The organism is Rhodothermales bacterium, from assembly GCA_034439735.1.
GTDB lineage: Bacteria > Bacteroidota > Rhodothermia > Rhodothermales > JAHQVL01 > JAWKNW01.
Genome location: JAWXAX010000154.1, coordinates 1 through 16,987 on the forward strand (window position 1 = coordinate 1; position 16,987 = coordinate 16,987).

The 16,987-nt window shown below is 63.0% G+C and carries 13 protein-coding genes; 4 read left to right on the top strand and 9 right to left on the bottom strand.

Features of this window, described 5'->3' with window-relative positions:
• Positions 1–232: 232 nt before the first annotated feature.
• Positions 233–988: a hypothetical protein gene (locus tag SH809_11705; GenBank protein ID MDZ4700363.1), complete on the top strand. Its 756-nt coding sequence runs from the start codon at positions 233–235 to the stop codon at positions 986–988.
• Positions 989–1,115: 127 nt separating this feature from the next.
• Here SH809_11705 and SH809_11710 read toward each other — a convergent pair whose 3' ends face one another.
• The 4 genes from SH809_11710 to SH809_11725 all read right to left on the bottom strand — a co-directional run bounded on the left by SH809_11710 (position 1,116) and on the right by SH809_11725 (position 6,968).
• The gene (locus SH809_11710; protein ID MDZ4700364.1) at positions 1,116–2,660 is read right to left on the bottom strand and encodes a metallophosphoesterase; all 1,545 of its coding nucleotides are present in this window, start codon (positions 2,658–2,660) and stop codon (positions 1,116–1,118) included.
• Between the two features lie 291 nt (positions 2,661–2,951).
• Entirely contained in the window at positions 2,952–5,324 is a 2,373-nt protein-coding gene (locus tag SH809_11715) for a choice-of-anchor B family protein (GenBank protein MDZ4700365.1), read from the bottom strand.
• 65 nt (positions 5,325–5,389) lie between these two features.
• Positions 5,390–5,596 (bottom strand): hypothetical protein, encoded by a 207-nt coding sequence (locus SH809_11720; GenBank protein ID MDZ4700366.1) that lies wholly within the window; start codon positions 5,594–5,596, stop codon positions 5,390–5,392.
• A 1-nt stretch (position 5,597) separates the two neighbouring features.
• Positions 5,598–6,968, bottom strand: coding sequence for a Gfo/Idh/MocA family oxidoreductase (locus SH809_11725; protein ID MDZ4700367.1), 1,371 nt, complete (start codon positions 6,966–6,968; stop codon positions 5,598–5,600).
• A 266-nt stretch (positions 6,969–7,234) separates the two neighbouring features.
• Between SH809_11725 and SH809_11730 the strand changes: the two genes are divergently transcribed.
• A complete protein-coding gene (locus tag SH809_11730) occupies positions 7,235–7,522 on the top strand; it encodes a GIY-YIG nuclease family protein (protein ID MDZ4700368.1) in 288 nt (95 codons plus the stop codon).
• Positions 7,523–7,712: 190 nt separating this feature from the next.
• Here SH809_11730 and SH809_11735 read toward each other — a convergent pair whose 3' ends face one another.
• From SH809_11735 to SH809_11745, 3 genes are all read right to left on the bottom strand, one after another.
• The gene (locus SH809_11735; GenBank protein MDZ4700369.1) at positions 7,713–8,531 is read right to left on the bottom strand and encodes an NYN domain-containing protein; all 819 of its coding nucleotides are present in this window, start codon (positions 8,529–8,531) and stop codon (positions 7,713–7,715) included.
• Between the two features lie 107 nt (positions 8,532–8,638).
• Complete coding sequence (locus SH809_11740) at positions 8,639–9,196, bottom strand: hypothetical protein (protein ID MDZ4700370.1); 558 nt, start codon at positions 9,194–9,196, stop codon at positions 8,639–8,641.
• A gap of 195 nt (positions 9,197–9,391) precedes the next feature.
• The gene (locus SH809_11745) at positions 9,392–10,657 is read right to left on the bottom strand and encodes a T9SS type A sorting domain-containing protein (GenBank protein MDZ4700371.1); all 1,266 of its coding nucleotides are present in this window, start codon (positions 10,655–10,657) and stop codon (positions 9,392–9,394) included.
• Between the two features lie 147 nt (positions 10,658–10,804).
• Between SH809_11745 and SH809_11750 the strand changes: the two genes are divergently transcribed.
• Positions 10,805–12,244 (top strand): aminopeptidase P N-terminal domain-containing protein, encoded by a 1,440-nt coding sequence (locus tag SH809_11750; GenBank protein MDZ4700372.1) that lies wholly within the window; start codon positions 10,805–10,807, stop codon positions 12,242–12,244.
• 97 nt (positions 12,245–12,341) lie between these two features.
• Here SH809_11750 and SH809_11755 read toward each other — a convergent pair whose 3' ends face one another.
• Both SH809_11755 and SH809_11760 read right to left on the bottom strand, forming a co-directional pair.
• Positions 12,342–13,880, bottom strand: a complete 1,539-nt coding sequence (locus SH809_11755) for a S8 family serine peptidase (protein MDZ4700373.1) — start codon at positions 13,878–13,880, stop codon at positions 12,342–12,344.
• Positions 13,881–14,006: 126 nt separating this feature from the next.
• Complete coding sequence (locus SH809_11760) at positions 14,007–15,398, bottom strand: S8 family serine peptidase (GenBank protein MDZ4700374.1); 1,392 nt, start codon at positions 15,396–15,398, stop codon at positions 14,007–14,009.
• Between the two features lie 324 nt (positions 15,399–15,722).
• Here SH809_11760 and SH809_11765 point away from each other — a divergent pair, with 324 nt between their 5' ends.
• Positions 15,723–16,760 (top strand): LLM class flavin-dependent oxidoreductase, encoded by a 1,038-nt coding sequence (locus SH809_11765; protein ID MDZ4700375.1) that lies wholly within the window; start codon positions 15,723–15,725, stop codon positions 16,758–16,760.
• Positions 16,761–16,987 lie beyond the last annotated feature (227 nt).

Below are 16,987 nucleotides of genomic sequence, written 5' to 3' on the forward strand. Positions count from 1 at the left end.
ACCCCTTCAACCCGCAGACCGCCTTCAGCCTCTCCCTCGCCGGCCCACATCGCCGTCTACGACGCCGTCGGCCGGCAGCGAGTACCGCTCCGCTGAGTACGAGTACGAAATAAGGGGGACGTTCAACGCGAGAACGTTCGTACAAGAACCAGGGCCAAAATCCCGCCCTCCGCAACCGGGGGGCGGGATCCGGCGTAGCGCATCGGGCTCCCACAAACCCTTTCGTGCCTCGATGCCTGCCGGACCTCGCCTCATCTCGGGACTTTTCCTCCTCGCTTCCCTCGGCCTCACCACCTGCGCCGGCGATGCCGGGGGGCCGGCGGAAGAAGACTTCGCGGTCCTCTTCATCGGCAACAGCCTCACCTACACGAACGACCTGCCCGGGATGGTGTCCGACCTGTTGCAGGCGGCGTCGGACCACGATCGGGTGGTGGTCGAATCCATCGCCGAGCCCAATTACGGCCTGGAGGATCACTGGGAAGATGGGGGCACGCGCGACCGGATCCGGCGTGGCGCCTGGGATGTCGTGATCTTCCAGCAGGGCCCCTCGGCCACGGAAGGCCGGCCGTCTCTGCTCGACTATAGCGCCCGCTTCGCCCCGCTCGTCCGCGAAGGAGGCGGCGTCCCGGCGCTCTATATGGTGTGGCCGGACGAATCCCGCACCTTCGATTTTGCCGGCGTGCGGGAATCCTACCTCGCGGCGGCCACCGGCGTCGATGGCTACTTTTTCCCCGCCGGCGTCGCCTGGCAGGAAGCCTGGAAGGCCGATGCGTCTCTTTCGCTCTACGGGCCAGATGGGTTTCATCCCTCCGTCGCCGGCACCTACCTCGCCGCGATCGTCATCTACGAACAACTCTCCAGCCGCAACGCCATCACGCTCGGGGCCGCGCCGGCGGCGCGGTACGGCATAACGGAGAACGAGTCGACCCTGCTCCACGCGGCGGCCCATGAAGCCAACGTGCGCTACGCCCGCGAGCCCGCCGAATAACCCCTCTTCATTTCCGAACGATCGCAGGCCGACTCGGGGGAAAACACGTTCAAACAGCCATGACCTGGCAACACATAGAGTAAACCCGGGAGTTGGCCCGAAAGGCGCGCGGTGAAAGACCGCCGGCTCAGTGGGAAGTCCACCGGTCGAGCTCCGCCCCATCGAGACCGATGACCTCGACTTCCACGCCGCCCGGCGTCACCGAAAACACGGCGAAGTGGTGCTGTTTGATGACCCGGTCCATCACCGGATAGTCCGAGGATTCCGGTGGCTCGAGCCCGCCGCCTGCGCCGCCGAGCACAAAAAAGTGGGTCTTCTGGTTACCGTACGTCTTCGACAGGCGCTCGTAGTTGTGGCTGTGGCCGGTCAGCACAACGTCGATCCGGTGGGATTCCGCCCGCGCCTCCACCAGGTCGCGGATGAACGTATCGCCGTGGTACCCCTGCCAGCCCTGAGAATAGGGGGCCTGATGGAGGAGGACAAACCGCCAGTTCGCCTCGCGCCAGGCGTCACTCGCCATCGTGGCATCGATCCACGCCAGTTGTGCGGCGTCGAAGCCGAGCGGGAAGGTGTTGTTGGGATCGACGGCCATAAAAAACGCGCCGGCATGTGACCAGCTGAAGTACGGCGGGCCCCGCCCATCCTCCCGGGTGTGCTGGAGGTAGAGGCGCGGGACGAGGTCGTTGTACAACCCGTCGTAATCGTGGTTGCCGGCCACGGCATACACCGGCATCGCGCGAAGCAGCGGCTGGAGCGCCATCGCGAAGCTGAGCCATCCCCCCTCCTCCGCTCCGTTCGAAACCAGGTCGCCAAGCCCGATCGAGAAGGCGTCGGGCCGGACGGCCATCTGGTTGGCGAGGGCCTGGAACACGGCCCAGCCGCCCTGACTGTCGCCCCAGGCGGAGAACGAAAAGATGGAGTCGACTTCCGGAGGTGTGGCGAGCGGCAAATGAGGCGCGAGGAGCGCGGTGGGGATCTCGCGCCGGCCGGCGAACAGGGCCTCCCGCGACCGCTCCGTCAACGCGCGGACGACGGCGTTTTGCTGTGCCGGCGTAGGATCGGCGAGCTGGATGGCATCGAAGAGCAGCCCGCGGGCGTCGACGCGGCGGGCCGTCTCGTCGCTATACGCCTCGAACGCCTCTCCGGCGAAGGGATACACCCCGCGGAGCCCGCCGTTTAACGCGTTATTGAGCACCCACACAGTCAACAAGCCGGCAAACGGCGAGGTGTCAAACAGGAAGTACTCGCCCATCACCGGCTCCAGCCGCCGGCCGTCCTGGAAGACCTGCGCGCCGTCGTCGGCGTTGATGTGAAGCCCGGTCGCGACGCCGGCATCGACCTCCCGCTCGTACCACATTGGGGTGTCAGGAATCGGGATCCGGTGCGGGAGATTGACGACATCGTCCAGCGCGGGCCGGCGGTCCAGCCCCACCTGAAGACCTTCCGCCGGATCGCCGGTGGCGTAACGCCAGCCCTCGGTCAATGCGCCGGTAAACGACGGCTCGGGCGCCGGCCAGGCGCGCCAGAGGCGCAGCCAGTCCGCATGAGCCGAGTCCGCCGGCACGAGCGGGAGTTCATCGGCTTCGCTCCACACCGGGACGGCGGGTGGGCGCTGGCAGCCGGCGAGGCCGCATACGAAGAGCCCGATACAACCCAGAACGCGTGTGGTCATCGTTGTTCGCCGGCCCGACTGTTCACAGTTCCGCCCAATCTCCGTCAGCCCTCAAGATACGTGAGGTAGATTACGGGATTGTTGCTCCTCCCCGTCCCGAATTCGATGAGTCGAATTCGGGCCTTGCCCTCCTCGATCCGAGGAGGGGCCTGTCGCAATGGCCTGGCGTAGGATACACAACGAGCAGGTCGCCCCGGGCGGTGCCCCCGAGCTGAAGCACGGGGGCTAGTATGCGGCGTCGCTCCGCGACGCCCGAACACAACCTTACCTTAACCCTTAAACCCCAAACCCCTAAATGTCCGCATCCTGCTTCTTCACCAGGAACAGCCCTTCCGCCCCGCTGCTCACGGCGATTACGCCGCTTTTGAAGTACGGGTAGTTGCTCCATGAGCCGCCAAAGCCCGGCATGTCGGGGCCGTAAGGTACGGTGTCGAAGTGGGCCGTTTCGACCGGATTCAGGGGATCCGTGATGTCCAGGATGCGGAGGCCGCCGAGGTAGTTCGACTCGTAAAGCAGATTGCCGCGGATGTACAGGTTGTGGTCGCTGGCCCGCGAGGCGAGGCTGAATTCGCGCACCAGCAGGGGATCTTCCAGTTCCTTGACATCCCAGATGAGCGTGCGCGTGCTGTCCACGTACCCGTACATCTCATCCAGTTCGTCGTTCATGTAGAAGTGCCGATGGTCTTCGGTGAGCCACCCCTGATGGGTGTAGGCGAGGTCCGGATAGTCGACCTGCGCCAGCGTGACCGGGTTCTGCTTATCGGTGACGTCGGCGATGATAAACGACGAGCCGTTCGAGTTGAAGCACACTTCGCGGCCGGAGAATTTCGTATCCGGACCACGGTAGACGACACACTGGGAATCGTGCGTACCGCCGGCTTCAGGCTGGGTAAAGCAGCCGGCGAAGGTGGGCTTCGTCGGGTCCTGGATGTTGATCATGTGAAGCTGGCCGCCGCAGGTCTCGCCGCCGGCACGGTTGCCCACCGCATAGGCAAAGCCGGTCTCTTCGTTGATCGCGATGTTATGGGTACTGTGGACCCCCGTGTAGTGGGCCGTCATCTCGAATTGCACGGGCATGTCGGCAGGCGGGACGTCGCGTAGCTGGCGGAGGTCGAAGATCTGCACGCCATGCGCGCCGGCGCCGTCCGCCACGATGTACGCGTGGTCCTTGTAGACTTTGATATCCCGCCAGGTGCTGCCCGGCGAGCCTTCGGTGCGGAGCAATTCACCGATGTAGACCGGGCGATGGGGGTTGCTGATGTCGACAAACGCCGTCCCGTCGGTCCGGCCCTGGATGACGTATTCCTTTTCGGTTTCGGGGTCGGTCCAGCCCCATACGTCGTTCAGTTTCACGCCACGGTCGGTGGAGATGTCCTTGACGGAGAGCATGGACAGGAGGTCCACCTTGTCGCAGCTAAACAGGCTAGCCCCCCCATCCTTACAGTCGATCTGCCCGTCGGTGATGGATTCCATGCGGGCGAGCGTGGTGGCCAGCATTGACGCCGGCCGCCAGCCGGCGGATTCTTTTTCGAATACGGTGGCCACGCCTTCCTCATAGTCGGCCCGGGGAGATCCCACGACCGCCACGTCGCCGCTGAAACCTACTCCCAAGCCAAAACCTTCGCCCGACCGCTCGTCGACCGCCGCGAGCACGCCGGCCGGCTGCCAATCGCCTGCGCTCATCACGTGCACCGGTCCACCGCCACGGCTGCCCACAACGAGGGCATCACCCGAAACGACGACCCGCCCGCCAAAACCGCCCTGGCTGCCTAGGCCTTCCGCCTGCTCCGTCGCGGGCGCCTTCAGCAGCGCGGCTTCGGTCCAGGCGGCGCCGTCGCCTTCGAACACCCGCACGGCGCCTCCCGCTTCACCCGGCGCGCCGACGAGTACGTGTTCGCCGTGCAGGGCAACGTCATAACCAAACGCTCCTTTTTCCTGGGCAGCCGCGATCTTCCCGTATTCCCACGAGCCGGCGGTGTAGACATACACATCGCCCCGACCGTCTCCCGCGCGCCAGGCGCCCACCACCAGCCGGTCGCCCTCGGCTGCAAGAGCGTAGCCGAACGCATCGCCAGGCAGGACTTCCGCCGGCGTCAGGATCGTTTCTTCAACCCACGCCCCATTCGTCTTGGTGAACACATGGACGGCGCCACTGAAGGCCTCGGCGTCAAACGAGGTGATGTAGAGCCGGCCGTTGGCCATCGCCAGGGCGCTGGTGCGGTTGGCCGCGCGCTCGTTGGCGCCGGCGAACAGGGCGTTTTCCGCGAGGGTCGACGGCTTGATAACACCGGCCGCGTTCCAGGTGCCGGCGGCGTCTTTTTCATACACGTAGGCGGCCCCGAGCCCGGGCGCGCCGATCACGAGCGTGGATCCCTGCACGAGGACCGAGCGGCCGAACACGTCGCCGATGCGGCCGTCCGGCGCACGAAACTCGCCGGCTTCGACCCACTGGCCGGCGGCGTCCTTCGTGTAGCGATAGACCGAACCCGGCAGCTCCTCCCCTTCCGGCCAGCCGACCGGCGCGGACCCGACAAACAGTTCCCCATCCCCAACGGCCGACACCCCGCCGAAGCCTCGGCCCGAGGGCATGGCGCCGGTGTACAGGGTCTGGCCGGCGGCGGAGGCGGCCATCACAAATGAAAGAAGAAGGAGAAGAGGCTTCATGGCTTCAAAAATTAAGGGTGGATAGCTTGCTGGCGTTTCAATATAGGCAATGGCAGTGAAGGACACTACGGAGAGTCACCTTGTCGCTCTCGGTATGCACGCCTTTGTTCACGATCCCATGCCTCAAACTCCTCAAAGGTCTTGAACCGATAGACGCCCCGCCGCAAATGCCGAAGCATCCCCAGCTTCCCCGCCGTTCGCTGCAATCGATCAAAACGATCCCAGTAGTCCGGCGGGTTATTGCCGCCGAGTATCTTGATCTCTTCTTTCATATCACACCGTCTCGGGCTCCGGGTGCTCCCAGGCCCCGCGGTAAGGCCGGCGCAGTTTAAAGGTCGCCTCCGGATCCCCCACCACGGTCCGCGAGGCCGTGTCGTAGACGAGCGGCCGGCCGCCGAGATCCATCGACATGTTGGCCATGATGCAGCTGGCGGAAGAGATGTGGCCCTGCAGGATGTCGGCCACCGGGCGGCCGCCGCCGTCGATGGCGGCGAGGAAGTCGATCATGTGCCGGCGCATCGCCGGCGCGGCGAACAGCTCGATGTCCTTCTCCGTCAGGTCCTCCGGGAACTGCTCGCGCTCGTAGAGGCATTCCTGCCGCACGCGCTCTCCCTGTCCGACAGGGATGAAGTCGTATTGCTGCGGGCTGCCGGCGAGGGTGCCCTTATCCCCGTATATCTTGAACGACCACGGGTAGTCGGGGTCCGCCGGCGTCCCCCAGCTCCGGTGCTGCCAGACGCAATTCAGCTCGCCGTGTTCAAAGACCGCGTGTTGCGTATCGGCCGTGGTGGCTTTGGACGCCTTCTGGACATAAATCCCGCCGGTGGACGAGATCCGGCTCGGCCAGCCGAGGCCCAGGATCCAGCGGACGGCGTCGTACATGTGGACGCACATGTCGCCCATGATCCCGTTGCTGTATTCCATCATCGCCCGCCACCAGCCGCGGTGCGGCAGGCCGTCGTACGGGCGCAGCGGCGCGGGGCCGGCCCACATCTCGTAGTCAAGGAAATCGGGCACGGGCTCGAGTTCGGGCGACCGGTTCGCGCGCATGTGGTAATAACAGCACATCTCGACGTGCGAGACCTCCCCGAGCAGGCCCGAATCCACATACCGCTCCTTCGCCTCGATCAGGTGGGGCGTGCTGCGGCGCTGGGTGCCCACCTGCACGACCTTGTTGTACTTACGCGCCGCGGCCAGCATCGCCTCGCCCTCGATGACGTCCACGCTGACGGGTTTCTGGACGAAGACGTGGGCGCCGGCCTTGATCGCGTCGATCGTCGGGAGCGCATGCCAGTGGTCTGGCGTGCCGACGATCACGATGTCAAACTCGTGCTGCGCCAGCATCGTCCGGTAGTCCCCGTACGTCTGCGGCGTCTTACCGGATTTCTGGCGCTTCGCGATGAGGCCGGCGGCCTCGGAAAGCTGGTTCTTGTCCGGATCGCAGATCGACACCACGTCGATCTCGCTCACCTGCATAAGCCGAAAGAGGTCGCTCTTCCCGTACCACCCCGTCCCGATGAGCCCCACCCGACGCGGCGCCAGCGGGTAGATGGCGTCCAGCCCGCCGGCGCCCAGCATGGAGTAGGCGAGGGACGCGGAGGCGGTCTGGAGAAAACGGCGTCGGTTGATGTGGAAGGATTTCATGGCGGGGTTATGATAGCGGGTTACAGCAGCACAAAAGGTCACGGCCGGCGATGCGGTTAACAAGGACCATTCACACCTCGTCTTCCCCAACTTGATTGGGGATCCATCCGTGCATCGACTCGGCCTAAAGTAAGAAAACACCAGCGAAGATACCGCACGCACCACGATACGTCCAGGGGTAGGCAGGGTACGCAAAGGCTCCGCTTTGCGTCTAAAGGGATAAGGGGCCGTCCGTCACGGATGCCCGACATTCCATGGTCCGAGTTATGGCAAGAGGATATGTTTATCTATTGGCGAGCAAACCCCATGGCACGCTGTATCTCGGTGCGACGAACAATCTCGCAAGACGGATTTCCCAACATCGATCTCCGTTGAATGCCGGCTTCTCGGCACGATACCACGTGCACAACCTGGTCTGGTACGAGGAGTTTGACGATTTTCGCGATGCCATTGACCGTGAAAAACAGCTCAAAAAGTGGTATCGCAGGTGGAAAATTGACCTGATTGTACAGGTAAACCCACGCTGGATCGACCTGTCGAAGGACTTATTGTAGGGCCGAACGAGGAAGCCTCCTACAGCTTCTTCATACCCCTCCCAGCCCGTCTTACCCATCGTGATTGGGTACCCATACGAGTCCGCCGGCTGGTGATGCCTCCCTACTCGCGCACGAGGCCACTTTCTGCTTACTTCAGCACCTGCTTGGATTCCCGCGTGCGCGGGAAGGACGAGGAGGGTATATCAGACTACCCCACCGAACTCACGACATACCCGCCCGACTTCTGGTCGCGCTCCAGCTTGACGATGTTGTACTTGGCGGCTTCCTCCAGCAGCTCGCTGAAGGTGCGATAGCCATAGTGGGACTCGGTGAACCCCGGTTTTCGCCTCTTGAGGGTCTGTTTGATCATCGACCCCCAGATCTTTTCCTGCTCGCCGCGCTCCTCGACCAGCGCATCGTACGTCTCCAGGAGGAGGTCCATCGCTTCCTGCTTCGACTCATCGAGCACCGGCTCGGGCTTCGCCTTTGTGCCTCTGGTGGCTGTCTTCCGGGCTTTTGTTTCGGCGCGGGACTTGGTCCGCCGGCCGTCGCGCTGCACGAGGTCGTCGTAGAAAATGAACTCATCGCAGTTCGCCGTGAGGAGGTCGGACGTCGAGTGCCGCACCCCCACCCCGATCACCATCTTGTTGTTCTCGCGCAGCTTGCTGACGAGCGGCGAGAAGTCCGAGTCCCCGCTGATGATGACGAACGTGTCGACATGCTCCTTCGTGTAGCAGAGATCCAGCGCGTCGACGACCATCCGGATGTCGGCGGAGTTCTTTCCGGACTGGCGCACGTGCGGGATCTCGATCAGCTCGAACGACGCCTCGTGCATCGCCCCCTTGAAATCCTTGTACCGCGCCCAGTCGCAGTAGGCCTTTTTGACGACGATATTGCCCTTGAGCAAGAGGCGCTCGAGCACCTTCACGATATCGAACTGGTCCTTATCCGCCTCGCGGACGCCGATAGCCACGTTCTCGAAATCGCAGAACACGGCCATGATTTTGGTTTCGTCGGAAACGGGCATAGGGGATTGGATACAATCAAATGACTACAAAACCACTAAATGCGGGAAGCGTGGATACGCAAAACATGGCGTCTCCAGGACATACCCATTCGATATCCGCCTTCACATCACGGCCACAACCACCCGAAGATGCCGGCCGTCAGCAACCCATAGATGAACGCGTCGAGGAGGGCCTTGCCGGTGGAGCTCCATTTCTTTTTAAACCAGATCGACATCGGCACCGCACCGAATCCATAGCTGGCGAATGTCACGACGCCAACAACGCGAAACACGGCCAGGTAATCCGAGCCGGCACCCAGCGTCCGGCTCGCCAGATACGCGGCAAACAGGCTGACGACCACACAGAACGCAAACCACTGGACGAAGGTGCTCCCCATCGCGAACGGGCCGTTGGGTAGTACAGTCGCGAGCATTACCGGCCCCTCCTCCAGCTTTTTGGCGAACTCGGGGCTGGAGCGTTCCGCGGGGGTCGTGGCGTGGGGAATCATGTAGTCGCCCGGCGGCAGGGACACCCCGCGCAGACCGGCCCGAAACTGCGCCTCAGAAGGCAGAGCGGGGTAGTCGGAGTCGTGGTATTTCAGGAACATGTGGACGATGGAGCTTGCAACAAACACCGCCACGGCCGAAAGCAGGATGGGAAGCCAGAGAGCAGCCAGGGAGACCATACCGATACCTCGAGAAGCGTGCGTGGAAGAAAGGAGGAATGCACTCCGCCCAAAGTAGCGCGGACATGGGAAACTGGCAACTGCCAGGGAATCCCCCCGCGACGCGACCCATCCTGTCCACCCGTCCATCTTGTCCACATGAACGAAGGCTCACATTCGAGTACGATTTCGGATAAGGGAGGCAGGCGCCTCCCGTCAATACGAGACAACAAAGGGACGGGTGAGGAAGTGGCCCCCGGCCTCCAGCCGGCCGATGTACAGCCCGCCAGGAAGGGACGCGGCATCGAACGCGGCCGTGTGGCGCCCCGGCGCCAGGGTAGTGTTCACCAGCACGGCGACAGGCCGGCCGAGCACGTCGTACACCGTCAGCCGGACGTACGCCGGCGCCTCCAGGGTAAACGCGATCGACGCCTCTTGCCGAACCGGGTTCGGGAAGACCTGATCGAGCGCCATGCCGTCGAGGCCCGCGCGGTCTTCGATGGCGGTATCCTCCCGAGGCGTAAAGCCAAACGTGTGGTCGGCCGTGTTCACCCTCACCGTGCCGATCTCCGTCTCGCGCACAACCTCCGGCAGCGCCACGACGGCCTCGCTCAGAAACGCGACGCCAGGCTCGACCGCCGGCCGCGCTCGATACGGCACCAGGGCATCCGCCGAGGCAAACGAAGGCTCGCCCCATCCAGTCGCCGTATGGCCATCGATCAGGGCGGCGTGCCACGCGTAGTGAAACCGGGCCTCGTCGTAGGCGGCGCCCGGCGTGGTGACCGAGAGCACCTCGATCCCGAATGACTGGCGGTACAGGTCGATTTTATCGGCCTTCTCTCGCCAGAAAGCCCCGTCGACAAACGCGCCCTCCTGGACCATGAAGCTCTCGGAAAAATAGAAGTCGCCGGCCTGCAGCGCCGCGCGCGTCTCGCGGGGGTTGTAGGTGGCATCCGCCGTACGGGCGAACGCATGGTCGGGGTCCCAGGCATTTACAATAACGGTTAACGGCAGGGCGTGGGCGAAGCCGACGGCGTCGTTCTGGCGGTCGCGCGTCACGCCGAAGTCATAGCCAAAATCGTCCAGGAAGATGCCGTCCGCCCCGATGTCGGACCACCAGAGCATGCGGAGTTTGTATTCCGTAGCCGTCAGGTTCTGGGTGGTCACGCCCAGGTCGACATATCCAAACACCCGCGTATTGGCCATCTCCGGGTGTGCGATGATCGCCACCGTGTTGGCATAGTCGGGATGGGTGTCGATCTGGAGCCCATCCCCCAGAATCACGTAATCGTATTGCCCGAGTGCGGCCGCAGCCTGGCCGATGGTCGTCGCCCCGTTGATGACCGACGGCCAGGCGTAATACACCAGCAGCTCCCCCGGGCGGACGGAGGCCGGATCACCGTCCTGGGCCTTCACCACTGGCGACATCCCCATCCACACAAAAAACAGCACCATTGAGAGGCGAATAAAGACGTAGATCATACGGAGAGAACCTGTAGAGGTGGTAATCGACGTATCTGCCACTCGTAACGAAGGGCGTGCCAGCCTGACGCCGGCTGCATCTTATACCCGTCCATCGAGTACCTTCGTGCTTCCACCAGAACCGTTCACCGGACCGCCCTTTCGCCCATGATGCGTTTTCGCACCCTCGTTTCTGTCGTCGGCCTCCTGCTCCTCGCCGGCGCGCAGCCACTCCTGGCACAGCCCGGATACCAGACAGACTTCCCCATCGAGGAGTTCGCGGCCCGCCGGCACTCCATCATGGACAGCATCGGAACCGGAGCCCTCGCACTCCTCCAGGGCCAGGCCGCCGTCGAGGGCTTTTATGTCTTCCGCCAGACGAACGACTTCTATTACCTCACCGGGCTCGAAGTCCCCCACGCCTACCTGCTGATCGACGGCACGAGCCGGCAATCGACCCTCTACCTCGCCCACCGCAACGCCGGCCGCGAGCGGAACGAGGGCAAGGTCTACTCGGCCGAAGACGCCGACGAGGTCAAAAGGCTCACCGGGGTCGACCGTGTCGAGCCCATCGAAGCCCTCATGCGGGACTTCATCTGGTCGTACCTCGTCCGCCTCCCCAACCCGATCCTTTTCACCCCTTTCAGCCCGGCCGAAGGTCAGTACGAGAGCCGCGACGAGATCCTTGGCGGGGTCGCGGCCCATCTGGCGGATCCGTGGGACGGCGCGAGCAACCGCACGACGCGCTTCGTCCAGCTCCTTCGCGACCGCTACCCGCAGCTGGCCCTGCACGACCTCTCGCCGGCGCTCGACGCCATGCGCCTCGTCAAAAGCAACCGGGAAATCGACCTCATCCGCACCGCCAGCGAACTCGCCGGCCTGGGCATCATGGAAGCCATCCGATCCACCGCGCCAGGTGTGATGGAATACCAGATCGATGCCGCCGCGAACGTCGTCTTTTCGATGAACGGCGCCCGCAGCGAGGGCTACCGGTCCATCACCGCCGGCGGAAAAAACGCCTGGATGGGGCACTATTTCCACAACAGCGCCCCACTCGTCGCCGGGGACCTCGTGCTGATGGATGTGGCGCCGGACTACCGTTACTACACGTCGGACGTCGCCCGGATGTGGCCCGTCAACGGGACCTACTCAAAGGATCAGCGGGATATGTACGGCTTCATCATCGCCTATCGGAATGCCCTCCTGAAGCACATCCGCCCCGGGGTGACGCCGGCGCAGGTGATGGACGAGGCCGCCGCCGACATGCGGCCGGTGCTGGACCGCATCGCGTTCTCAAAACCCATCTACCGGACCGCCTGCGAAAAAGCCCTCGCGTTCCGCGGCCACCTCTCCCACCCCGTCGGCATGGCCGTCCACGATGTCGGCGTCTACCGCAACCAGACCCTCAAGCCGGGCATGGTCTTCTCCATCGACCCGATGATCTGGGTGGATGAGGAGACGCTGTACATCCGCATGGAAGATGTGGTTGTCGTCACCGAAACAGGCGTCGAGAACCTGTCCGACAATATCCCCGCGGAGATGGATGAACTCGAAGCGTTGATCCGGGAGGAAGGGATTGTCCAGCTTCGGCCGGCGGTGTTTCGATGACCGTTTCTATCCAAAGCAGGCGAGGCAAAGCTATCCTTTTAGCCCTGCCCCGCCTGTTTTCTGCGGCCTCCCGGCGCTCTACGCACCTGGGCTGTTCTTATTTGCCGGACATCCCGCGCCGCGAGGTTCCGTCCCCCTTATCCGGGCCAGACTTCGCGTTCGCATCTTCCGTGGTGACCAAATCCGGTGCAGGCGCGGATGCCGCGAGGGCGGAAGGCCACTTCAGGATGTCTCCCACATAAACGCTCCGATCCGTCGTGGACGCGGGTGCCCCTTGTATGCCAGGACGCGAAACCTCGATAATCGCCTGCTGTACCTGATACGGCGAGGCGTTCGGGAAACGCGTCAGGTATAGGGCCGCGGCGCCGGCGACAAAAGGCGCAGCCTGCGAGGTGCCCGCCTGAATGGCAAGAAACTTCTTGTTCGTGATCGACAGCGACACAATGAACTCTCCTGGCGCAAGGAGATCGACCGCCGGGCCATAATTCGAGAAAGAAGAGAAAGTACTCGCTTCGTTGAACGCGCCCACCGTGATCGCGTCCCGGACGTGGGCCGGCGAATAGGTCGAGGCATCCTTCGCGTTGTTGCCGGCGGCCACAACATACACCACTCCATCCCGAATCGAGCGCTCGATCGCCTCGTCGAGCGCGTTGTAGCCGGTCGTGCCGATATCCGCGCCAAGGCTCATGTTGACGACGATCGGCATGGCGGGGTGGGCGTGCTTCACTTCGGTGACATATTCGATGGCCGCCAGCACCGTTGTGATATCGGTGCGACCGTCGTTGCCAAGCACCTTGATATTGTGCAGCGCCACATTGGGGGCAACCCCTGCGATGCCGTCCCGGTCGTCGATCGCCCCGATGATGCCGGCGACATGTGTGCCATGCCCGGTGCGGTCTTCGGCGCCCGTGGCGCTCTTTACCGACTGCCCGCTCGCCACGGCGGTCCATTCGGCGTCCCAGTACGTCGACCAGTAGTCCTCGTATTCCAACCAGTACGTGCTGATCACATCCGCCCAGTTTGCATCGATATTGCCACGATAGAGCTTCGAGAAGTCGATAGATTCGACCACATTCACATCGTCGTGGGTGATGCCCGAATCGAATACGTAAACGTGCACCATCGCGTTGCCGGCGTCGCTCGTGGCTTCTCGCGCCCCGACCCGCTGTACGCCCCAGCTGACGTACTGCGTGTTGCTTACCGCATCGCGCGACGCGACATCCGGGCCGTCGAGGACGATGTCCGGCTCGACCCACGCCAGGTCGGGGTCATTCTCCACGAAGCCGATAAAACTATCGAGCGAATCGGCATCGAGCTGAACGGTGATGGCGGACAGCGCGTCGTCCGTCTCCACTTTCGGGTGGATGCTGTCACCGTATCGTGTAAGCATCCGCTTGGTCACCGCGTATTTGTCCATGACGCGGCGTGTTACGCCGTCTGCCTCGTAGGCGTCGAAGCCGACGACCAGATTCACCGCGTCGTCTCCTACTTTGCCGGCGCCGGTGCGGGACACTTCCAGCAACGCCGCATGGCGCAATTTGGAGGCCGCGCCAGCCGGCATGGACTCGGTGGACAGGGGGTCGCCCGATTGTGCCTCGCCCAACCCATCGCTCGACAGTGCATCGCAACCCTGCAAGAGGGCTGGACTTAATAGGAGGCAGCCAGCAAGGGCGAGCGTGATTGCCCTGTCACGGGTCGTTCTACTCATTCTTACTTTTGACATGTCTTCATCTGTACAATGTGTGAGAAAACCTCCTAACGGCTAGAGCACGCTCGCGTCGAGCAGTCTATAGGTCACTGCGGTCTTGCCCTTACCAGTGGTGATTAGTTTCGTAGCCGACTGTAGGGTTCTAACGACATCCCCAACCGTCGCGTTGGGATACGTAGACATGTAGAGTGCAATGGCGCCCGAAACGAGAGGAGCCGCCATGGAAGTCCCGTTCATTTCGACAGCGAAATTGTACCCATCGAAAGGCGACAACGAGTACACGCTCACGCCGGTGGCGTAAAAGTCCACTCCGGCTCCAAAATTGGAGAACGAGGCGCGTGCAAACGTCGTGTTATTTGTCGAAGCACCCACCGTGATAGCCTGAAGCACATGCGCCGGCGTAACCGTCGAAACGTCGATGGCCTGGTTGCCGGCGGCGATCACCACGATCACCCCCTGGTTGATGGCCGCGACAATCGCGTCGTCCAGCGCATTGTATTCGGTCGTACCGATGTTGGCGCCAAGGCTCAGGTTGACGATATAGGGCATTGACGGATTGAGTCGTTTACGGGCAATGATGACATCCAACGCCGCGATAACACCCGACATCTCGCCCTGCCCCTGGTCGTTGAGCACCTTAAAATCGTGCAGGCGAGCGCCGGGCGCCATGCCGACGACGTGGTCGGCATCGTCGATGGCCGCCGCGATGCCAGCAACATGGGTCCCGTGCCCCACGTTGTCCGAATAGGCCTGCATCGTCTCGCTGTACCGATCGAGTATGCCGGTCATATCGAGCTCGGCATTGGCCGCCGTGAAGTCGACGCGTTCAACGACGGTGACGTCCGGATGGTCGATGCCCGTATCGAGGATATAGAGGTCTACATTCACCGTACCCGAGCCGTTACCTGGCCGGGTCGACGACCGGTCGCCGCCCACAAACGGAAGGCTCGACACCAGGATTTGTTTTTTCTGCACCGGTAAAAAGGAACCAGACGAGGGCATGTTAAACTTGATGTCCGGCTCCATCCAGGCGATATCGTTGTCGAGCTCGATGATCGCCAGCAGGCGGTCCAGCTTATCGGCGTCGATGTGCATTGAGAAACCATAAACCGAATTTTTCAGGATGCGTTTGATGAGCACGCCAGGTTCCTGGCTGTACCGATCGAGGACGCCCTGAGGACTCAGCACCGTTGTTGAAAACCCGACGATGAACTCGTTGGAGGTAGCAAGTTCGGCGTAACGGTCCAGGACCTTGCCGGCGCTTGTCGTTCCCACGAGGTGGGCGTGGCGCATCTTACTCGTCGCGCCGGTTTCCGAAACGGGCGATTCAGGTTCGTTGGCGCTCGTCACGCTGTCACATCCCTGTAGCAGGGCGGGGCTGCAGAAAAGCATGGCCACAATGGCGAGGGTAATCCACTTGCTAGTGGAGAAGGGGGGGGTTGTCATGGAAGCTAACCGGGTTGTTGGGTAGTGTTGCAGGACCAGACCCACCCTGTAACGGAGTCGATACTTGGCGGGTAGGAACGAACTTCAACGTCATAGGGCTGGTGGTGAGCGACCATAGACAAGGAGCCTGCCATAACGAAATCCGCCCTTTTAAGCCGTTTCGGGTCAGCAAGACCGTAACAAATCGAAACGCGGGTTTCGAATCGTAACGCGTGTGGGCCGTTGGTAGGAGACCTTCCAGATTCCATGCGCGTTAGATCGGACGTTTGCGAACGGAACCCGATCGTATCGACGCGCGAACCTCAATAAACTGGCATTACCTGCTTGGAACTCGGCATCTACACCTTCGCGGAAGCCACCCCGGACCCCCGCACCGGGATCACCGTCAGCCCCGAGCGGCGGCTGAAGGACCTTATCGAGGAGATCGAACTCGCCGACGCGGTCGGACTCGATGTGTTCGGCGTCGGGGAGCACCACCGGCCGGATTACACGGTGTCGGCGCCGGCGGTGGTCCTGGGCGCCGCGGCCATGCGCACGAAACGCATCCGGCTCACCAGCGCCGTCTCCGTCCTCAGCTCGGACGACCCGGTGCGGGTGTTCCAGCAGTTCGCCACGGTCGACCTCCTCTCCGGCGGCCGCGCCGAGATCATGGCCGGCCGCGGGTCGTTCATCGAGTCCTTCCCGCTCTTCGGGTATAACCTGAACGACTATGACGCGCTCTTCATGGAGAAGCTCGAACTCCTGCTCCAGCTGAGAGAATCCGAACACGTCTACTCGAAGGGTACGTTACGGCCGGCGCTCACAGGCCAGGGCGTCTACCCCCGACCCGTCCAGAACCCGATCCCGGTGTGGATCGCCGTCGGCGGCACGCCACAATCCGTCATCCGCGCCGGCGTGCTCGGCCTCCCGCTGGCCATCGCCATCATCGGCGGGCAGCCGGCGAGGTTCGCCCCGCTGGCCGACCTCTACCGCCGCGCCGCCGCCGAGGCCGGCCACGACCCCGCCTCCCTCCAGCTCAGCATCAACTCCCACGGCTTCATCGCCGATACCGATCAGCTGGCCGCCGATCAATCCTTCCCCTTCTTCTCCGAGGTCATGAGCCGCATCGGCCGCGAGCGCGGCTGGGCGCCCACCACCCGGGCCGACTTCGACACACAGATCGGCCCCACCGGGGCGCTCCTCGTCGGCAGCCCGCAACGGGTGATCGATAAGATCCTCTACGAACATTCCCTCTTCGGGATGACGCGCTTCCTCATCCAGTTCAGCGTCGGCACCCTACCGCACGACCAGATCATGCGGTCCATCGAGCTGTTCGGGACGGTCGTGGCGCCGGCGGTCCGGAATGCGCTGGCTGATGGGTGATAGTCGATGGTTGATCGTCAATGGTTGATCGTCAATGGTTGATGATTGATGATCTCTACTAATGCGAATCAGGAGTTGAGGCCGTATCAAATGAATTAATCTGACTGGCATTCCCCCTTTCCTCGTCTTCCCCCGGTCAAAGCCGGGGGCAGGCTCCCAACTTGATTGGGGATCCATAGGCGGCTGATCGCATGCAGCCGGGCCTTATGGAGGCTGCAGGAAGACAG